Annotated in this window: 19 protein-coding genes; 4 read left to right on the top strand and 15 right to left on the bottom strand. The window is 69.5% G+C overall.

Annotated features, from left to right (window positions below; translation table 11 throughout):
• Positions 1–495 precede the first annotated feature (495 nt).
• The 5 genes from AMK34_RS03740 to AMK34_RS03720 all read right to left on the bottom strand — a co-directional run bounded on the left by AMK34_RS03740 (position 496) and on the right by AMK34_RS03720 (position 7,268).
• Entirely contained in the window at positions 496–1,716 is a 1,221-nt protein-coding gene (locus AMK34_RS03740; RefSeq protein WP_073842907.1) for a GNAT family N-acetyltransferase, read from the bottom strand.
• Between the two features lie 44 nt (positions 1,717–1,760).
• Positions 1,761–2,159, bottom strand: coding sequence for a DUF4333 domain-containing protein (locus tag AMK34_RS03735; protein WP_073842906.1), 399 nt, complete (start codon positions 2,157–2,159; stop codon positions 1,761–1,763).
• Between the two features lie 34 nt (positions 2,160–2,193).
• A complete protein-coding gene (locus AMK34_RS03730) occupies positions 2,194–3,393 on the bottom strand; it encodes a GNAT family N-acetyltransferase (protein WP_073842905.1) in 1,200 nt (399 codons plus the stop codon).
• A gap of 41 nt (positions 3,394–3,434) precedes the next feature.
• The gene (locus AMK34_RS03725) at positions 3,435–4,211 is read right to left on the bottom strand and encodes a DUF4333 domain-containing protein (protein WP_037337566.1); all 777 of its coding nucleotides are present in this window, start codon (positions 4,209–4,211) and stop codon (positions 3,435–3,437) included.
• Between the two features lie 279 nt (positions 4,212–4,490).
• Positions 4,491–7,268 carry a DEAD/DEAH box helicase gene (locus tag AMK34_RS03720; RefSeq protein WP_038513824.1) on the bottom strand — a complete coding sequence of 926 codons (2,778 nt, stop codon included), beginning with the start codon at positions 7,266–7,268 and terminating at the stop codon, positions 4,491–4,493.
• Positions 7,269–7,380: 112 nt separating this feature from the next.
• Between AMK34_RS03720 and AMK34_RS03715 the strand changes: the two genes are divergently transcribed.
• Positions 7,381–7,968, top strand: coding sequence for a hypothetical protein (locus tag AMK34_RS03715; protein ID WP_073842903.1), 588 nt, complete (start codon positions 7,381–7,383; stop codon positions 7,966–7,968).
• On the opposite strand, the gene AMK34_RS03710 is transcribed toward AMK34_RS03715, so the two are convergent.
• The 7 genes from AMK34_RS03710 to AMK34_RS03680 all read right to left on the bottom strand — a co-directional run bounded on the left by AMK34_RS03710 (position 7,952) and on the right by AMK34_RS03680 (position 12,886).
• Positions 7,952–8,827: a diacylglycerol/lipid kinase family protein gene (locus AMK34_RS03710; protein ID WP_073842901.1), complete on the bottom strand. Its 876-nt coding sequence runs from the start codon at positions 8,825–8,827 to the stop codon at positions 7,952–7,954. The genes AMK34_RS03715 and AMK34_RS03710 overlap by 17 nt on opposite strands.
• Positions 8,828–8,834: 7 nt before the next feature.
• The gene (gene tatC / locus AMK34_RS03705; protein ID WP_073842899.1) at positions 8,835–9,806 is read right to left on the bottom strand and encodes a twin-arginine translocase subunit TatC; all 972 of its coding nucleotides are present in this window, start codon (positions 9,804–9,806) and stop codon (positions 8,835–8,837) included.
• Positions 9,807–9,900: 94 nt separating this feature from the next.
• Positions 9,901–10,233, bottom strand: coding sequence for a Sec-independent protein translocase subunit TatA (tatA, locus tag AMK34_RS03700; RefSeq protein WP_073842897.1), 333 nt, complete (start codon positions 10,231–10,233; stop codon positions 9,901–9,903).
• A gap of 38 nt (positions 10,234–10,271) precedes the next feature.
• Positions 10,272–10,481, bottom strand: coding sequence for a bacteriophage holin (locus AMK34_RS03695; protein ID WP_038513838.1), 210 nt, complete (start codon positions 10,479–10,481; stop codon positions 10,272–10,274).
• A 9-nt stretch (positions 10,482–10,490) separates the two neighbouring features.
• Positions 10,491–11,468 carry a helix-turn-helix transcriptional regulator gene (locus AMK34_RS03690; RefSeq protein WP_038513841.1) on the bottom strand — a complete coding sequence of 326 codons (978 nt, stop codon included), beginning with the start codon at positions 11,466–11,468 and terminating at the stop codon, positions 10,491–10,493.
• Positions 11,465–12,445 (bottom strand): helix-turn-helix transcriptional regulator, encoded by a 981-nt coding sequence (locus tag AMK34_RS03685; RefSeq protein ID WP_038513844.1) that lies wholly within the window; start codon positions 12,443–12,445, stop codon positions 11,465–11,467. The genes AMK34_RS03690 and AMK34_RS03685 overlap by 4 nt, the downstream gene beginning before the upstream one ends.
• A gap of 9 nt (positions 12,446–12,454) precedes the next feature.
• Entirely contained in the window at positions 12,455–12,886 is a 432-nt protein-coding gene (locus tag AMK34_RS03680) for a winged helix-turn-helix transcriptional regulator (protein ID WP_073842895.1), read from the bottom strand.
• Positions 12,887–12,989: 103 nt separating this feature from the next.
• Here AMK34_RS03680 and AMK34_RS03675 point away from each other — a divergent pair, with 103 nt between their 5' ends.
• From AMK34_RS03675 to AMK34_RS03665, 3 genes are read left to right on the top strand one after another with little or no spacing between them, the layout of a single operon-like run.
• Positions 12,990–13,925 (top strand): NADP-dependent oxidoreductase, encoded by a 936-nt coding sequence (locus AMK34_RS03675; RefSeq protein WP_073842893.1) that lies wholly within the window; start codon positions 12,990–12,992, stop codon positions 13,923–13,925.
• Between the two features lie 32 nt (positions 13,926–13,957).
• Positions 13,958–14,410, top strand: a complete 453-nt coding sequence (locus AMK34_RS03670) for an SRPBCC family protein (protein ID WP_073842891.1) — start codon at positions 13,958–13,960, stop codon at positions 14,408–14,410.
• Positions 14,407–15,105, top strand: a complete 699-nt coding sequence (locus tag AMK34_RS03665) for an SDR family oxidoreductase (RefSeq protein ID WP_073842889.1) — start codon at positions 14,407–14,409, stop codon at positions 15,103–15,105. Before AMK34_RS03670 ends, AMK34_RS03665 begins: the two co-directional genes overlap by 4 nt.
• Here the strand turns inward: AMK34_RS03665 and AMK34_RS03660 are convergent.
• The 3 genes from AMK34_RS03660 to AMK34_RS03650 form a co-directional block, all read right to left on the bottom strand.
• The gene (locus AMK34_RS03660; protein WP_073842887.1) at positions 15,102–15,965 is read right to left on the bottom strand and encodes a TIGR03620 family F420-dependent LLM class oxidoreductase; all 864 of its coding nucleotides are present in this window, start codon (positions 15,963–15,965) and stop codon (positions 15,102–15,104) included. The genes AMK34_RS03665 and AMK34_RS03660 overlap by 4 nt on opposite strands.
• Positions 15,966–16,035: 70 nt before the next feature.
• Positions 16,036–16,377 (bottom strand): ArsR/SmtB family transcription factor, encoded by a 342-nt coding sequence (locus AMK34_RS03655; protein ID WP_037337530.1) that lies wholly within the window; start codon positions 16,375–16,377, stop codon positions 16,036–16,038.
• A gap of 12 nt (positions 16,378–16,389) precedes the next feature.
• Entirely contained in the window at positions 16,390–17,433 is a 1,044-nt protein-coding gene (locus AMK34_RS03650; RefSeq protein WP_073842885.1) for an oxidoreductase, read from the bottom strand.
• Positions 17,434–17,450: the final 17 nt, after the last annotated feature.

Genomic DNA, 17,450 nt, shown 5'->3' with positions numbered 1-17,450 from the left:
GTCCGACCTGCGTGGGAGCGAGAGTCCGGTTGTCGTCGAGGGATGACGATGAAGGAATGGGGACGTTGAGTGTCCCGATTCCTTCATCGTGGCGGTGGCCGTCCTGGTCTTGAACCCTTGATCGTGCCGGTCACGCCCCGGGGTGGACGACCGAGTGGGGAAGATCCTGGACGTTGGACGGCCGCAATCTTCCCCACTCGCCCAAGACGACAGCCGGCACTAGCTTCACTGCCCCGTCTCCCTCACCAACGGGTCGACCAGCGGGTCAGCAAATACGGGTTTCCCAAGGAGGCCTTCACGGACTACACGATCGCCATCCGCAGCCTCAGCAATAACACCAGTCTCAGCAGTCACAGCGGATGCGCGTGAAGGCCCCCTTCCCTCGGCTCAGCCGAGGAAACTCGACCTTCACACCTTCCCAAGTACGTGAAGGCCCCCTTCATTGCGCTAGACGCAAGGAAGGGGGCCTTCACGTACTGCAGGGGGCCCGAGTGCCTAGAAGAACGTCCCGCACCACGGCGAGCGCGCGGTGTGGAACAGGACGTCGGCCCGGGCGACCGCCGCCTCGTCCAGCACCTCGACCCGCCCGGACAGCGCCAGATCGCTGAAGAGACCATGGCCGAGGTACAGCGACGACAAGGTGGCCACGTCCAGCCGCAGATCGGCCTCGGCGGTCGTGCGTTCCACGCCGTCCGGGCCGACGGCGTAACGGCCGTTGTTGTCCGGAAGCTGCTTGTCGTGCACTTCTAGCACCACGGGTTCGGCGGTGCCGTAGGAGCGCGCCCGCAGCGCCGCGAGGACGTCGACGAGCCGCAGCCACAGGTCGTCGATGATCTCGGTGGTGTTCACCGCGCGCGGGTCGGTGAGCAGTTCGGCGATCGGCTCGTCCAGCGGGCGGCCCCGTCCGGAGACCTCCGAGACCAGGTCGACCGACAGCAGGAAACGCCACAGCCCCGCCCAGGCCTGTGGCGTGGCGGCATGGAGTTCGCGAATGTCCAGGATCGCCCCGCGCTCCGGCGCCTGCCGGTCGCGCGCGTCGATGGTCTGGTAGACGACGAAACCGTCGTCACCGTCCGGTCCACTGTGGACCGCCACCCGGTAGCCGCCGTCCCCCTTCACCACGCGCTCGAAGAAGCCCGGCCACCAAGCCGGCGGCCGGGAGACGAACCCCGGTCGTGCTCCCTCGAAGCGGTGGTACAGCGCGGGAACGCGCTCCACCGCTTCATCGGGGGTGATGAACCTGACCTCGCCGGTCCGGCCGACGCCGTCCCGAAGCCGGGCGCGCGGGCGTTCGATCGACACGCCTTTGCCGAACGTCGCCGCGCCGTACCCGAAGCGGCCGTAGATGACGGCTTCGGAAGCGTGCAACGCGGCCAGCGGGACACCTCGCGCCGCGAAATCCTCGAGCTGTACGGCCATCATCGTGGTGAGGATCCCGCGGCGGGTCCAGTCGGCACGGACGCCGACACCGTCGACGGCCGCCGTCACGAGCTTCTGTCCACCCGGGACGGTCAGCTCGACGTCGAACGAACTCGCGATCCCCACCGGGGCGCCGTGCTCGTCGAACGCGGCGAATTTGCCCGCGGCGGTCCAGGACGGAGCCATCTTCGCCCAGACCTCGTCCGTGGCGGGCTTGCCGTGCAACGACTCCGCCAGGACGTCGAGGCAGGCTCGCTGTTCGCCTTCGGCCACGGCACGCACAAGGAATTCGCTCATACCGTGGATCCTGCCGTCCGGCCCGGGGAGCCCCAACCGGTTTTTCAGGCGGGAGCGCCGACTTCGTAGCGGCCGTCTTCACCGGTGACGGTGATCGTGACGGTCTTGCCCTCGCCGGCGACCTGCACGGTGCAGGTGAACGTGCTGCCGTCCTCGACCTTCTGGTTCGACGGGCAGAGCACGTCGCCGACCTCGTTCACCTGATAGGTCTCGGTGAGGATCTTCCGCACGTCCGCCTGCATCGTCCTCGGGTCGAAGACCCTGCCCGGAGCGTTGGAGGACGAACCGCCGGAGGTCGCGGGCGCGCTCGACGAAGGTCTCGACGTCGGCGGTACCGTGACGGTCTTCGTCGCCGGCGCGGGCGCCGGGGTGTCCGAACACGCCACCAGCACCGCGAAAGCGGCACCACACAGACCGACCGTCGCGACGGCTCGCCTGCTCAAGCTTCTGCACCCCCACCTGTGTGATCATCCAACGTCAGAAGAAGGTACCGCACCAGGGGTTCACCCGCGTGCCGAACAGCTGGTCCGCTCGCTCCAGGGCGGTCTCCCCGGTCGCGCGGACGCGTCCGGCGAACGCGAGATCCGAGGGACGCCAGCCACCGAGGTACACCATCGACAGGGTGTCGGCGTGCAGTTCGAGATCCGCCGGGTCGGTGGTGCGGGCGGCGCCGTCCTCGGACAGGCGATAGCGGCCGGAGTTGTGCTCCAGGAAGGGATCGGTGACCTCGATGACGACCGGTTCACCCCGGTACGTGCGGGCGCCGAGCATCGTCTCGACGTCGACCAGCCGGAACCAGCCCTCGTCCTGGACCTTGTTCACCGCCACGTCACGCGGGTCGGTGAACAGCAGCTCCACCGGTTCGTCGAGCGGCCGCTTCTCGGCGGTGATGCGGTCGACCAGGTCCACGGACAGCAGGTAGCGCCACAGCCCGGCGAACGCGTCGGGACTCGCGTAGTGGAAGGACTGGACCTTAAGCAGTGCCGGTGAGCCGAACTGGGCACGCTCGACGGTGTAGGTGACATAGCCGTCGACACCATCCGCGCCTTGGTGCACCGCGGTCGAGATCGGGGTGGTCGCCCGGCGGACTTCCCGGACGTAGCCCGGCCACAGATTCGGACTCCGCGCGATCATGCCGGGCCGAGTGCGTGGGAGCGCGTCGAAGAGCGAAGGCCATTGCTCGATGGTGCTCTCCAGGTCGAGGACGGAGATCTCCCCACCGGCGGGCACCTCGGGACGGAACCGGGCGCGGCGCCGGTCGATCTCGATCGACTTGGCCCGCACGGCGACGCCGTATCCGAACCTGCCGTAGATGGCGCCCTCGGACGCGTGCAGCATCGCCGCGGGAACCCCACGGGCGGCGAAATCCTCGAACTGGGCACGCATCAACGCGGTCAGCACGCCACGGCGGGTTCGGTCGGCACGGACACCGACGAGGCTGACCGCGGCGAGCGGCGTGGTGGCGCCACCGGGCAAGGTCACTTCCGAATCGAAGGATCGGAGGGTCCCGATCAGCTCCGGATCGAACGCGCCGAACCCGCGGCCCGGCTGCAACGACACGGACGAGGCCGACCATTCCTCGTCGGTCATCTCCTTGACGTGCAAGGCCCGCCTGAACAGATCCGTCGCGGCTCGTTCCTCGTCGGACCGCAGCGGCCGCACTGAAAAGTCGCTCATGACACGATCATGCAGGATCGACCGTGTCAGGCGCCCGCGGTTTACTTGGTGGTGGCGGGTGGCGAGACCTCGTAGTTGCCGGTGTCACCCTTCACGGTGATCGGCACCTCCTGCGGCTTGCCCTCGATCGTGGCGGTACAGGTGAACTTCACCCCGTCCTTGACCTCCTGGCCGGAGGGGCAGGTGACCGCGCTGATCTCCTTGATCCCGTAGGTCTCGGTGAGCAGCTTCTGCACGTCGGTCTGCATCTGGGTGTTGTTGAAGACCTGGGTGTTGAACCAGCCCGGCGTGACGAACCCGAGGATGCCGACCGCGGCGATGATCACCACGAGCGCGCCGATGCCGATGAAGAGGCCCTTCTTGGACTTCGGCTTGTCCTGCGCCTCGCCCTGGGTGCCCGGGAACTGGCTCTGGCCGTAGTCGTACTGGCCGGGCTGCTGCTGCCCGTACTGGGGCTGCTGCTGCGGGCCGCTCTGCGGGTAGCCCGGCTGCTGCTGGGGCCCACTCTGCGGATAGCCCGGCTGCTGGCCGTATTGCGGTTGCTGGCCCCACTGCGGCTGCTGTTGCTGCGTCTGGGAGGGATCCTGCTGCGGATACCCGGGCTGCTGCTGGGACGGGTCGTACGGCGCGGGCTGCTGACCCCATTGAGGCTGTTGCTGCTGGGTCTGCGACGGGTCGTACTGCGGCTGCTGGCCCCACTGCGGTTGCTGCTGCGGGCCGCTCGGCGGTTGAGCGCCGCCCGGCTGTTGGCCGTAGCCCGGCTGCTGCCCCCATTGGGGCTGCTGCTGCGGGTCGTTGCCGCCATACGGCGTGCTCATCGTTCGCCTCCGCCTGTTCCGCCATCGTCACCGGCCGACCTGCATGGCCGTCGTGGGCGATCCAACCACAGGTCGGCGCCCCTGCCCACTGTTCCCGGGTGGTGTCGGGCCATCTCCCCGCGACCGTGCTCACACCGGAGGTGCGTCCGTTCCGCCGGTCAGCCCAACGCCGCACTCACGTGATCGAAGCCGGAACTCGCGTGATCAGAGGCGGAACACGCCGAGTGCGGCCTCTGATCACGCGAGTCACGTCCCTGATCACGCGAGTCACGCCTCCGGTCACGCGCCGCCGGCCGCCACGACTCCGCGGCGCAAAGCCTTCACCGCGTCCGAAGCCGCCGCGCCGACCGGATCCGCCTTGCCGAGGACGTCGCGGATCTGGTCGAGCAGGTCGATGACCTGCCGCGACCACCGGACGAAGTCACCGGCCGAGAGCTCCTGCCCGTTCGCTTCGGCGGCGGTGAGGACCTTCTCCAGCGATTCGCCGCGCGCCCACCGGTAGACGGGCCAGGCGAAACCGGCGTCGGGCTCGCGGGTGCGGTCCAGCTTGTGCCGCCGCTCGTCTTCGGTGAGCTCCATCCACAGGCGCGTGGTCGCCTGCCAGGCGTCGACCACCTTGCCCGCGGGCAGGCGAGGCTCTCCCGCGGTGTCTCGGCGTGCCTCGAAAACCAGCGTCGAGACGACGGCCGCGAGTTCGGCGGGGGCCAGGCCCTTCCAGACGTCGTGCCGGATGCATTCGGCGGCGAGCAGATCCGACTCGCTGTAGAGCCGGGTGAGCCGCTTGCCGTGTTCGGTGACCCGGTCCTCGCCGTCGCCCTTCGACGCGGGGCCGAGGTAACCGCGCTCGCCGAGCAGCCGCAGGATGCGGTCGAAGGCGCGCGCCAGCGAGTGCGTGGTCGCGGCGACCTTGCGTTCCAGTTGCTCGGTCTCGGCCGTGAGCCGCTGGTAGCGCTCGACCCAGCGCAGATTCGCCTCGCGTTCGGCCAGACCGTGGCACGGATGCGCCCGCAGCGCCCGCCGCAGCGCGGCCAGCTCACCGTCCTCATTGGCCCCGGCGCGCCGCTTTTGCCTGCCGGGCAAGGAGATTCCCGCGTTGCGCAGACTGGAGGCGATGTCGCGCCTTGTCTTGGGCGAGCGGAGCTCGATGTGCTTCGGCAGCTTGATGTTCCCCAGCGCCTCGACCGGCGACGGGAAGTCCGAGACCGAGAGTGGTCCGGACCAGCGGTCCTCGGTGACCACGACGGGCCGCGGCTCGCGGATCGGGTCGAGCCCCGGGTCGACGACGACCGCCAGCCCGGCGCGCCGTCCCGCGGGCACGGCGATGACATCACCCTTGCGGAGCTTCTCCAGCGACTCGGCGGTGCCCGCCCGGCGAGCGGACGTGTTCTGCCGCGACAGCGCCTTCTCCCGTGCCGAGATCTTCGCCCGCAGCTCGACGTACTCCAGCATCTCGTCGAAATCGCCGGTGATGGCGGAGGTATAGCCCCGCAGGGCCTCCTTGTTCCGCTCGATCCGCCGCGCCGTCCCGACCACCGACCGGTCGGCCTGGAACTGCGCGAACGACTGTTCCAGCAGGTCACGGGCTGCGTCGGCGCCGACCTGGGCGACCAGGTTGACCGCCATGTTGTACCCGGGCCGGAACGACGACCGCAGCGGATACGTCCTGGTCGAGGCCAGGCCGCCGACCTGCTTCGGGTCGATCCCCGGCTGCCAGACGACGACCGCGTGGCCTTCGACGTCGATCCCGCGCCGCCCGGCCCGCCCGGTGAGCTGCGTGTACTCCCCCGGCGTCAGGTCGACGTGCGCCTCGCCGTTGTACTTGACCAGCCGTTCCAGCACTACGGTGCGCGCGGGCATGTTGATGCCGAGCGCGAGCGTCTCGGTGGCGAAGACGACCTTCACCAGCCCCTGGACGAACAGCTCCTCGACGGTCTCCTTGAACGCCGGGAGCAGCCCGGCGTGGTGCCCGGCGATACCGCGTTCGAGCGCCTCGCGCCATTCCCAGTAGCCGAGGACGCCGAGGTCGCCTTCGGGCAGGTCCTTGGTGCGCTCAGCGACGATCCGACGGACCTTCTCGACCTCTTCGGGGCCGTTGAGCCGCAGACCCGACCGGACGCATTGACCGACGGCGGCGTCGCAGCCGGCGCGGGAGAAGATGAACACAATGGCGGGGAGCAGACCGGCGTTGTCCAGCCGCTCGACCGTGTCCGTGCGGGACGTGGGCCGGAACCGCGGCATCCGCGACGGCGCGCCTCGCCGCCCGCGCGGTCCGCGCAACCCGGCCGGGGCGAACCGTCCACCGATCTCCTCGGTGCGGCGCAGCAGGCCGGGGTTGATCCGCAGTTCGGCGCCGGGCGCGTGTTCCTCCTGGCCGGCGAACAGGTCAAGCAGGCGGTTGCCGACCAGCATGTGCTGCCACAACGGCACCGGGCGGTGCTCGTCGACGACGACGGTGGTGTCGCCACGGACCTCGACGAGCCATTCGCCGAACTCCTCGGCGTTGCTCACCGTGGCCGACAGGCCGACGACGCGGACGTGCTCGGGCAGGTGGAGGATGACCTCTTCCCAGACGGCGCCGCGGAACCGGTCGGCGAGGTAGTGGACCTCGTCCATCACCACGTACGCGAGCTCGCCGATGGTCGACGACCCGGCGTAGAGCATGTTGCGCAGGACCTCGGTGGTCATGACCACGACCTGCGCGTTGCCGTTGATCGACGTGTCGCCGGTCAGCAGCCCGACCGCGTCAACGCCGTAACGGCCGACGAGGTCGGCGTACTTCTGGTTCGACAACGCCTTGATCGGCGTCGTGTAGAAGCACTTGCGCCCCTCGGCGAGGGCGAGATGCACCGCGAACTCGCCGACCACGGTCTTCCCGGCGCCGGTGGGCGCGCAGACGAGCACACCGTGACCGTCTTCGAGCGCCTCGCAGCCGCGGACCTGGAAGTCGTCGAACTCGAACGACGATTCGGCCGCGAAGCGGGTCAGCTGGGGGTATCGAGCGCGGCGCTGGGAGGCCGCGTAGGCCTCGGCCGGGGTCTGAGAAGGGCTATTGACCACTTCGTCAGGGTTCCATACCCCACCGACAGTTCGCACTCGGTGTGACGATCTCGGGAACGGCCGCCACGCCTCTGTCATCCAAGGGGCGGATTCGTGATCGAGAGGGGACGGCATGGAGATCGCTTGCCCGCAGTGCGCGCAGGTAGACCAGGTGCAGAGTGTGCCGGCGGTGTTCCAGAGCGGGCAGACGACCTACCGGGTGCAAGGCGGTATGACGGCCATCCCCGCCGGTGACGGCGTGGTCTACACCGCGACGACGCACACGGGTGTGTCGGTGACCGCGACCGCGGCGTCGCTCAACCCGTATCCGGTACTTCGCGGCGGCGGGTGCTTCTTGACGCTCGCGTTGGTGCTGCTGATCCCCGCGTTCGCGTTCGTCTCCTTCGCCACCGACTCGCTCGCCGAGAACCCCGCGCCGACCGCGAGCGGCCGTGTCGGTGCGGCCATCGGCGCCTGGATCTTCCCCTTCGGCGCCTTCGCGCTGGTCGGCTTGTTCGCCATGCTGTTCGTACTCCGGTTACGGCGCAACGCGCGGATCCGGCGAGGTATCCCGGACGCCCTGGCGTACTGGCGGCAGGCGTGGTTCTGCCATCGCTGCGGTGGGGTGTTCTTCCCGCGCGGGGACCTGATGTCGGCCATGACGTTCCGCGGGCAGGTGTGGCGGGCGGGTGACTACGCCGGGCTCACCCGACGACGGTGAGCGCTCCGGGGACGCACGTGACGTCGAGCGGCAGCCTGCCCACCGGCTCACCGTCGGCGTAGACGGGCAGGTCGCTGCCCGCCAGGTGGATCTGGGCGGCCTTGAGGGTCCGGACCGCCGGATGCTCGATGTGCTGCCCGGAGCGGACACCGGGCAGCATGCGGAGCAGGTCGCGCCGGGTCGCGTTGCCCACGACGGTGACGTCGAACAGCCCGTCCTCCGGATCGGCTCCAGGACAGATCCGCATGCCGCCGCCGTAGAAGGGGGTGTTGCCGACGGCGATCATGGTGGCGTCGAGTTCGAGCGTCTCGACGTCCGTGCGGAGCACCACCGGCCGGGGCCGGAACGCGGCGAGTTCGGCCAGGATCGCGACGTCGTAGCGGCGCGGGCCGCGCGGCCAGGTCAGCCGGTTGGCGCGTTCGGTGACCAGCGCGTCGAAGCCGGAGCACAGCACGGTGGCGAACCATTCGCCACCGGCCCGTCCGAGATCGACTCGTCGCCGTTTCCCCTCCGCGATCCGCCTGGCGACGAGATCGGCGGCGGCGTGCGGCCGTTCGGGGATGTCCAGCGCCCTGGCGAAGTCGTTGCCGGTGCCCGCGGGGACGAGCCCGAGCGCGACACCGGATTCGGCGCAGAACTGAACGCCCTGATGCGCCGCGCCGTCACCGCCGAGCACGACGAGGACGTCCAGACCGGCCGCGCGGGAGTCGGTCATCAGCGCGCGGGATTCCTCGACCGTGTGCGCGACGAGGACGTCGAGCCGGTCGACGACGGGCCGCAGCCGCGCCGCGACCGACTCCATCAGCCGTTCCGCGGCCCCGTTACCCGAGGCGGGGTGGACGGCCAGTGCCGCGTGCATCCCCGGCTCAGGTGACGTCGTCGGTGCTGGTGCGCTTGCCGTTCGTGGCGGCCGACGGCTCCTCGTCGATCGTGCTCGGCGTGTAGTCGAACGGCGCGGCCTCGTCGTCGGCGAGCTGGTCCCAGCCCTCGGTGCCGCGTTCCTTGTCGAGCTTGCGGTCGTGGAAGCGCGCGATCTGGATGGACAGCTCCAGGAGCACCACCAGCGCGCCCGCCAGGGCGAGCATCGAGAACGGGTCCGAACCCGGCGTCGCGAAGGCGGCGAAGACGAACACGACCATGATCAGGCCGCGGCGCCACTTCTTCAGCGTCTGGTACTTCAGGACGCCGACGCGGTTCAGCATCACCACGAACAGCGGGAGTTCGAAACTGACGCCGAAGATCAGCAGCAGCGACAGGATGAACGAGATGTACTTGTCACCGGTGAGGGCGGTGATGAACTGGTCGCCACCGAAGTTCATCAGCAGCTCGAGAGCGTGCGGGATGAGCAGGTACGCGAGCACCGCGCCGAAGGCGAAGAGGATCGACGCGAAGAAGACGAAGGTGAGCGCGTACTTGCGCTCCTTCGAGTAGAGGCCGGGCGCGATGAACGCCCAGATCTGGTAGAGCCACAGCGGCGCCAGCAGCACCGCGCCTGCCGCCAGACCGACCTTCAGCTGGATCATGAAGGCTTCGAACGGCACCGTCTGGAGCAGCTGGCAATGACCGTCCGGTTTGGCTCCGAGCCTGCGCTCCCAAGGGATACCGCAGTACGGGCCGGTCATGATGTCGCCCAGCGACGGGATCGGGCCGACCCTGGTCTGGAACCAGATGAAGCCGATGATCCCGCCCGCCAGGATGGCGAGCAGCGCGAAGCCCAGGCGGCGCCGGAACTCGTAGATGTGCTCGATGAGCGTCATCGTGCCGTCGGGGTTCTTCCGACGGCTGCGCTTACGCCGCGTCGACCCGCGGCGCTCCTCACCTGAGGCGGAATCCGCCACTGGACAGTCCGTTCTCGTCAGGGTCCACCATGAGCGCGCCGTGATTTCGGCGCGCTCATCCGCGAACAGGCTCCGCTTGGCTTAGTAAGACCGCTCAGCTGGCGTTCTTCTGCGCCTGCTCGGCCGGAGCGGGCGTGGCGGCCTGCTGCTTCTTGAGCTCGTCGAGCTGACGCTGGAGGTCGGCGACCTGCTTGTCCTGCGCGTTCGCGGCGGGCGCGGGCGTGGTGGCCTGCGGCAGCTGCTTGGTCTCGACCTCTTCGGTCTCGGCGGCCTTGTCCTTGTCCCCGGCCATGTCCTTGGTCTCGGCCTTGAAGATCTTCATGGACTTGCCGATGGACCGCGCGGCGTCCGGAAGCCTCTTGGCGCCGAACAGCAGAACAACGACGAGCACCAGGATGATGATGTGCCACGGCTGCAGCGCGTTCATCGTTTGCGGCCTCCTTCTCGAGTCTGTCGTAGGTGATGTTACCGGTCTTCGGGCTCGCGTCGTTGCGCGATCGCCACGCGGAGCGCGGCCGACCTGGCACGAAGAAGCCCTGTCCGTTTTCGGGTGTTCGTAGCCACCATGCTCACCGTATGGGTGAGCACGCGCAAGACTCTGCGTAATTTGATTAGCAGAACGAAGAGCAGGATCAGCCCGGCGACGGCGAGCGCGATGCTCGGCAGGTACGACACGGCGTCACCCTACTGCTCGTAGGTTGACGTTAGGTGACGAACCCGGGCCAGTGCGTCGGCCGCTCGTCGACGAACTGCCTCTCCGAGCGCGGCCGGGCTCTCGACCTGCGCGTCCCCGCCGAGACCGAGGATCAGCCGGACCATCCAGGACTCGTCGGCGTAGCGCATCCGGATGCGCAGCCGCCCGCCGTCGAGCTCGTCGAGCTCCTCGCAGGGGTAGTACTCGGCTACCCAGCGTGTGTCGGGATCGAGGACGAGGACGGCTTCCTGCTGGTCGGGACGCGGCCGGAAAACACCATCGGAAATGTCAGTGGGCCGGGCGTGTGCCGGCGGGACGGCGGGTTCGTCGAGCACGGTCAGTTCGTCGATGCGGTCGAGCCGGAACAACCGGACGCCCTCGGCGCGGCGGCACCACGCTTCGAGATAGCCGACCGCCTGGACGATGAGCAGCCGCATCGGATCGACGGTCCGTTCGGTGATCTCGTCCTTCGACGCGGTGTAGTACCGGATCCGCAGCGCGCGCTTCGCGGTGAGGGCGGCTCGGACGGCTTCGCGCGTCCCGGCGGTCTTCTTGCCTTCGCGCACTCCTCCACCGACGACGATCCCCGACGGCTGCGCCTGACCCGCGGCGGCTTCGATTTTCGCGATGGCGCGGCGAACGGCGTCCGCGTCGACCACTCCGGGTGTCTCGGCCAAGGCCCGCAGCGCGACGAGCATCGCCGTCGCCTCGCCGCCGGTGAGCCGCAGCGGACGGTTCATCCCGGCGTCGTGCGTGACGACGATCGTGTCGCCCTCGAAGGAGAGGTCGATCAGGTCGCCAGGCCCGTAGCCGGGCAGCCCGCACATCCACAGCAGCTCGAGGTCCTTGCGCAGCTGCTTGGGCGTGACGTCGAAGTCGTGGGCGGCGTCGTCGATCTTGATGCCGGGCCGGGCGAGGAGGTAAGGCACGAGCGCGAGCAAGCGCGGCATCCGTCCGGTGGTGCTCATCGGGCACCACCGGCGTGCGCGATGGCTTCGAGACGGCTGAAGACCGACTTCGCGAGGACGTCGGGTTCGAGGACGAGGACGTCCGGGCCGTGGGCGGTGAGCCAGTCCGCGGCCGATTCCGGGTAGTACAGCTCGATCTCCACGAGGTCGCCTTCTTCTCCCCCGGCGTCGCTGCGGCCGACCACCCGGCCGCGGCGGCGGACCCCGGCGGCCCGGCCGTCGGCGACCCAGACACTGGCGATGGTCGGCGCGGACGGGTCCTCGCCACTGCTGGCGGAGACCATCTTCAGCAGGTTGACCCCTTCCGGGCGTTCGACGACGCCGGTTTCTCCGAAGGCGTCGACCTTCCCGGTCACGCGCGAGAGGCGGAAGCAGCGGGACGCGCCACGGTCCCTGTCATGCCCGACGACGTACCAACGGCCCTTCCACGACACCACGCCCCACGGTTCGAGGGTGCGAATCTTGCGCTCGGCCGAACCACTGCGCCGGTATTCGAAGCGCACCGCCTGTCCGGCTTGGACGGCGGCCAGCAGCGGACCGAACGCCGGTTCGGCCCGCACACGGGGTTCGACGACGGTCGGGGCGTGGTCATCGACCTCGACCCCGGCTGCGCGAAGTTTCACCAGCGCGCCTTGGGCCTCACCGGTCAGTTCCGGGGAATCCCACAGCCGGACGGCGAGCCCGACCGCGGTCGCTTCGTCGGGCGCGAGGTCGATCTCGCCGAGTTCGTAGTCGCGCCGCGCGATGCGGTAGCCGTCGATCGCGTCGAACGCCGAGTTGCGGCCGGTCTCCAGCGGGATGCCGAGCTCGCGCAGTTCGGTCTTGTCGCGCTCGAACATGCGGAAGTACGCCTCGTCGCTGGCCGCGTCGGCGTACCCGGGCACGATGCCCCGGATCCGCTCGGCGGTGAGGTACTGCCGGGTGGACAGGAGGGCCAGAACCAGGTTGACCAGACGTTCGGCGCGTGCGGTGGACACCCGGCTACCCTAGCCCGCGCCGTCCGACCCGATGGTGACAGCCGCCGATCGCGCGTCGTAACGATCCCTGGCCGTCTCGACCTCGTCGAACCGGGTCTCGGCCCAGTCCTTGATCCCGGCCAGCAGTTGCCGGAGGCTCCGGCCGAGTTCGGTCAGTTCGTAGTCCACCCGCACCGGCACGCACGGAGTGACGGTGCGGGTCAGCAGACCGTCCCGCTCCAGGGTCCGCAGGGTCTGCGTGAGCATCTTCTGGCTGACACCGGCGATCCGGCGGGAGAGGTCGCTGTAGCGCTGGGGCCCGTCGCCGAGCGCCACGAGGACGAGACTGACCCATTTGCCCGAGACCTCGTCGAGCAGTTTCCGGGCGGGACAGGCCGCGAGATAGGCGTCGTAGGCCCGTTTATCCTCGTCTCGCCGTTCCTGTGCCGTGCGCGTGACCACGTGCGCGTACCTCCGTGTGGGTTGGGCACCTCGAAGTGCGTACTTCCCGATGGAGAGTAACTCCCCATACGTTCGTGGAGAACGATCACCTGGAGGAGAAACGATGCGTGCAGTGGTGGTCCGCCGGTTCGGCGGCCCGGAAGTCCTGGAGTTCGCCGAAATCCCGGTGCCCGAACCGGGAATCGGGCAGGTACGGGTGAAAGTGGCCGCGGCCGGCGTCAACCCGGTCGACGCCGGGACCCGGTCGGGTTTCCTGACCGAGGCGGGGATCGTCCCGCCGCGTGAGGTGCTCGGGCTCGGGTGGGACGTGGCGGGAACGGTCGACGCCGTGGGCGACGGGGTCACCGGATTCGCCACCGGCGACAGCGTGATCGGCCTGCGGGACCGGCCGTCGGCGGCGCTCGGCACGTACGCCGAGTTCGTCGTCCTCGACGCGGACGCGCTCGCCGCGGCACCGCGGACGGCGTCTCCCGAGGAGGCCGCGACCCTGCCGTTGAACGGTCTCACCGCGGTCCAGTCGCTCGATCTTCTCGATCTCCCGCCGGGAGCGACGGTCCTGGTGACCGGTGCGGCGGGGGCCGTCGGCGGCTACGCGGTCACGTTGGCCAAGGCACGCGGCTTCCGGGTGGTCGCGGTCGCCGGTTCCGCCGACGAGGCACTGGTCCGCGGGTTCGGCGCGGAGATTTTCGTGCCCCGTGGGGATTTCCTCGCCGATCGCGTGCGGGCGGCGATCCCCGGCGGTGTCGACGCCGCACTGGACACGGCCCTGCTCGGGCTCGAAGCCTTGGACGCCGTGGCGAGCCGTGGCCGGTTCGTGGTGTTCGCGGCCGGAGCGGCGCCGATCCCCTTGCGCGGCATCACGGTCGAGCATGTCTGGATCCACGCCGACGGCGCCGCACTCACCGGATTGGCGGACATGGTCGACGACGGCACGCTCGTCCTGCGGGTCGCGGACACCCTGCCGTTGAGTGAGGCGATGAAAGCCCACGAACTCCTGGCGGCGGGCGGTCTCCGCGGACGGCTGGTTCTCATAAGTTGACGCTTAATTAAGTCCACGGTTATCTTCGCATCATGGACAACGACGTGACCCGGCTCGAACTCCGGCGCGAGTACCCGGACCCGATCGAAGACGTCTGGTCGGCGCTCACCGAATCCGACCGGACGGCACGGTGGATCGGCCCGTGGACGGGCGAGGCGGGGGTCGGCAACACGATCATGCTGACGATGACCGCCGAGGAGGGTTCCGAACCGGGGCCGGCCGTCATCCGCGAATGCGATCCGCCGAAGCGCCTGGTGATGGATCTGGGCGTGACCGATCAGCCCGCGTGGCGGGTCGAGCTGACCTTGACCGAACGCGGTGAAGGAACGGTGCTCGATTTCGTGCACCTATTGCCCAAGACCGACTGGGACACCTCGGACATCCTCAAGGGCTGGCATTTCTACCTCGACCGGCTGGGCGCCACGCTCGTAGGCGAACCGGTGCCGGATTGGGACACCTACACGCCGCCTAGTTTGGAGGCATGAACGATCGAGTACTGCTGATCACCGGCGCCTCCCGCGGTCTCGGCGAAGCCACCGCACGCCGGGCCGCGGCGGCCGGATTCCGCCTGGCGTTGCTCGCCCGCGATCGCGAGGCGCTGCTCCCGCTCGTCGCCGAATTCGGCGAGGATCGCGCGCTGGCGCTCGCGGCCGACGTCACCGACTGGGCTTCGCTGTCCGCCGCGGTCGAAACGGTGAAGGACACCTTCGGCAGGCTGGACGCGGTGTTCGCCAACGCGGGGCAGAGCGTCGTCGTCTCGTTCTTCGGCGACGGCGGCGCGGACCCCGAACAGTGGCGGGACATGGTGCTGACGAACGTCTACGGCACCGCCCTCACCGCGCGGGCGACCCTGCCGTCGCTCGCCGAATCGAAGGGGCACCTCGTGCTCACCGGCTCGGTCGCCGGGCGCTACCACCGGCCGGGCAACCTCTATTCGGCGACGAAATGGGCGGTGACCGGGCTCGCCGGCTCCATCCGCGAGGAGGCCGTCGGCACCGGCGTCCGGGTCACGGTCGTGCAGCCGGGCCTGGTCGACACCTCGATGATCCCCGAGGACTCGAAGTCCAAGCCGAAACTGGAGCCCGACGACATCGCGAGGGCGGTGCTCTACGCGCTGGAGCAGCCGCCCTCGGTCGACGTCAACGAGATCGTGGTCCGCCCGACCGGCCAGCTCCGCTAGCGCGGCAGCAGCGACTCGGCCAGCCGCCGCCAATGCGGCATGGCCGACTCGCCGGGTTCGACACCGATGACCTGGACGCCGACATGGTCGGCGCCGGCGTCGAGGTGCCCGTGCAGTTTCGCGACGATGGTGTCGAGGTCGCCCCAGAACACGAGGTCGTCGACGAGCCGGTCGCTGCCGCGGCCGCCGTCGATGTCGGCTTCGGTGTAGCCGAGACGACGGAACTTGGCGACGTTGTACTCCGACGTCAGGTAGTCGTGCAGGTGTTCACGGGCGATCTCGCGCGCCTTGCCCGGATCGGTTTCGAACAGCACGGCGTGCTCGACACCGAGGAGGGCCTTCTCCCCCAGCACTTCCCTCGCTTGGGCGGTGTGCGGCACCGTCACGTGGTAAGTGTGCGCGCCCTCGGACCGGTCGCGTGCCAGGCCGAGCATCTTCGGTCCGTACGCCGCGAGCAGCCGCTGGATCGGCGCCTCGGGCAACGGGTTCGCGCTGGTGACGGTGTCGAGTTCGTCGAGGTACTCGCTCATCGCGTCGAGCGGCTTGACGCCAGGCTGCGCGCCACCGAAGCCGAGCCCCAGGACATGCCTGCCGGGATACGCGTCGGCGAGCAGCAGCGCCGCGCCGTGGGTCCAGCGCGCGCCGCGGGAGCCGATGCGCGCGATCCCGTTGACCACGGCCATGCGCTCGGTGGACGCGAGCAGGAATCCGGCGTGGGTCAGCGCTTCGCGCCCGTCCCGTTCCGGGATCCAGATCGCAGGCCAGCCGAGTTCTTCCAGTTCCTGTACGGAATCCCGCAGCATGCTCGCGGGCTGATCCTCGAAGTCGAACGTCCAGATCCCGAAACGCCCCAGTTCCATCTGTCTCTCCTCAGGTCGAGTCCAACATATCGAAGTATCGCAGATTTTCGATATGTTATTCCCGGCGCGGTCAGATGGAGCGTCCCAGCAGGTCGACGAGCTGCGCGATCCGCCGCTCGTCGCGACGGTAGTGCGTCCACTTCCCCACGCGCGTGGACTCGACGAGCCCGGCGCGCTGCAGCAACGCCATGTACGCGGACACCGTGGACTGCGCGAGCCCCAGCTTGGCCTGGAGATGACTGACGCAGACGCCGACCTCGTTCTGGTCGGCGATCGCCTTCTCCGGCGGGAAATGGCGGTCCGGCTCACGCAGCCACCCGAGCACCTGGAGCCGGATCGGGTTGGCGAGCGCCTTCAGCACCTCGACCAGCTGCTCGGTGGTCTGCGGGACCGGTTCGGCTTGTGCGGTCATAGTCCTTCGAGCTTAGGTCGTCCCGAGGCGAGCGGCCCGCCCCTTCGCCCCGCTCGCCCAGCACGCACCGCGGGCACAGTCGACGGAGTCCAGCGAGCCGGTGTCGAACGACCTCCAGTGGCGTCCGCCATCCGGGCTCACGTCGCTTCCACCGGGGCCGACGGCGAGCACCGTGTTCCCCAGCCACGCCAGGCCTGAGCGGTACCCGACCGGCGCCTCGGACGGCGTCCGCCAGGTGCGGCCCTCGTCCGAGCTGAGCGCGACCGCCGGGCCGGGCGCGTTCGGCGCCGCGTAGTCGCCGCCGATCGCCACGCCGTGCCGCGGATCCCGGAAGGTCACCGAAAAGACGCCCGCGGACGCGCCGCTGGGCAACGGGGTGTCGGCCGCCTCCCAGGTCTTCCCGCCGTCGCCGGAATGCAGGACCCGGGCGCGGGCACCGCCGCCGGTGGCGATCCAAGCGTCACGCGGACCCGACGTCGTGAGGCATTGTCCACTGGCAGCGAAGCCGAACTCACCGTCGAGCGCAGGCACCATGCCCTCGGCGGGTACGGGCTTCCAGGTGCGGCCGCCGTCCGAAGTGGACTGCAGCCAGAACTTGCCGTCCACCGGATCGCTCATCGCGAGACCGCGCCGGTGGTCGAAGAACGCGAGACAGTCGTAAAAGGCTGCCGGTTCGCTGTTCTGGAAGGACAGTCGCCAGCTCGCGCCGCCGTCGTCCGTACGGTAGATCCGCGACGCGTCGCCGGGCCCGATCGACAGGGCCACCGCGTGCTCGGCGTCGAAGGCCTCGATGTCGCGGAAGTCGAGCGCCTCGGTACCGGCCGGAGCGACAGGCTTCCAAGTGCGTCCGCGGTCCGTGGTGCGCAGGATGGTGCCCCTGCTGCCACTGACCCACGCCGTACGGGAATCCACCGCGGAGAGACCGCGAAGCTGCGCGTCCGTGCCCGTCGGGGTCTCCACCCACGCGGGATCGGGACACTCCGGCGCGGCGTGCGCGACGCCGGTGAACGCCAGCGGGACGACCGCTCCCAGCAGGACCAGCAACGCACGGCGCATCGGCGCACCTCTCCCTC

The organism is Amycolatopsis sp. CB00013 (assembly GCF_001905755.1).
Lineage (GTDB): Bacteria > Actinomycetota > Actinomycetes > Mycobacteriales > Pseudonocardiaceae > Amycolatopsis > Amycolatopsis japonica.
Note: the sequence above shows the minus strand (reverse complement) of the source record. Positions and strands in the feature narration are given on the sequence as shown.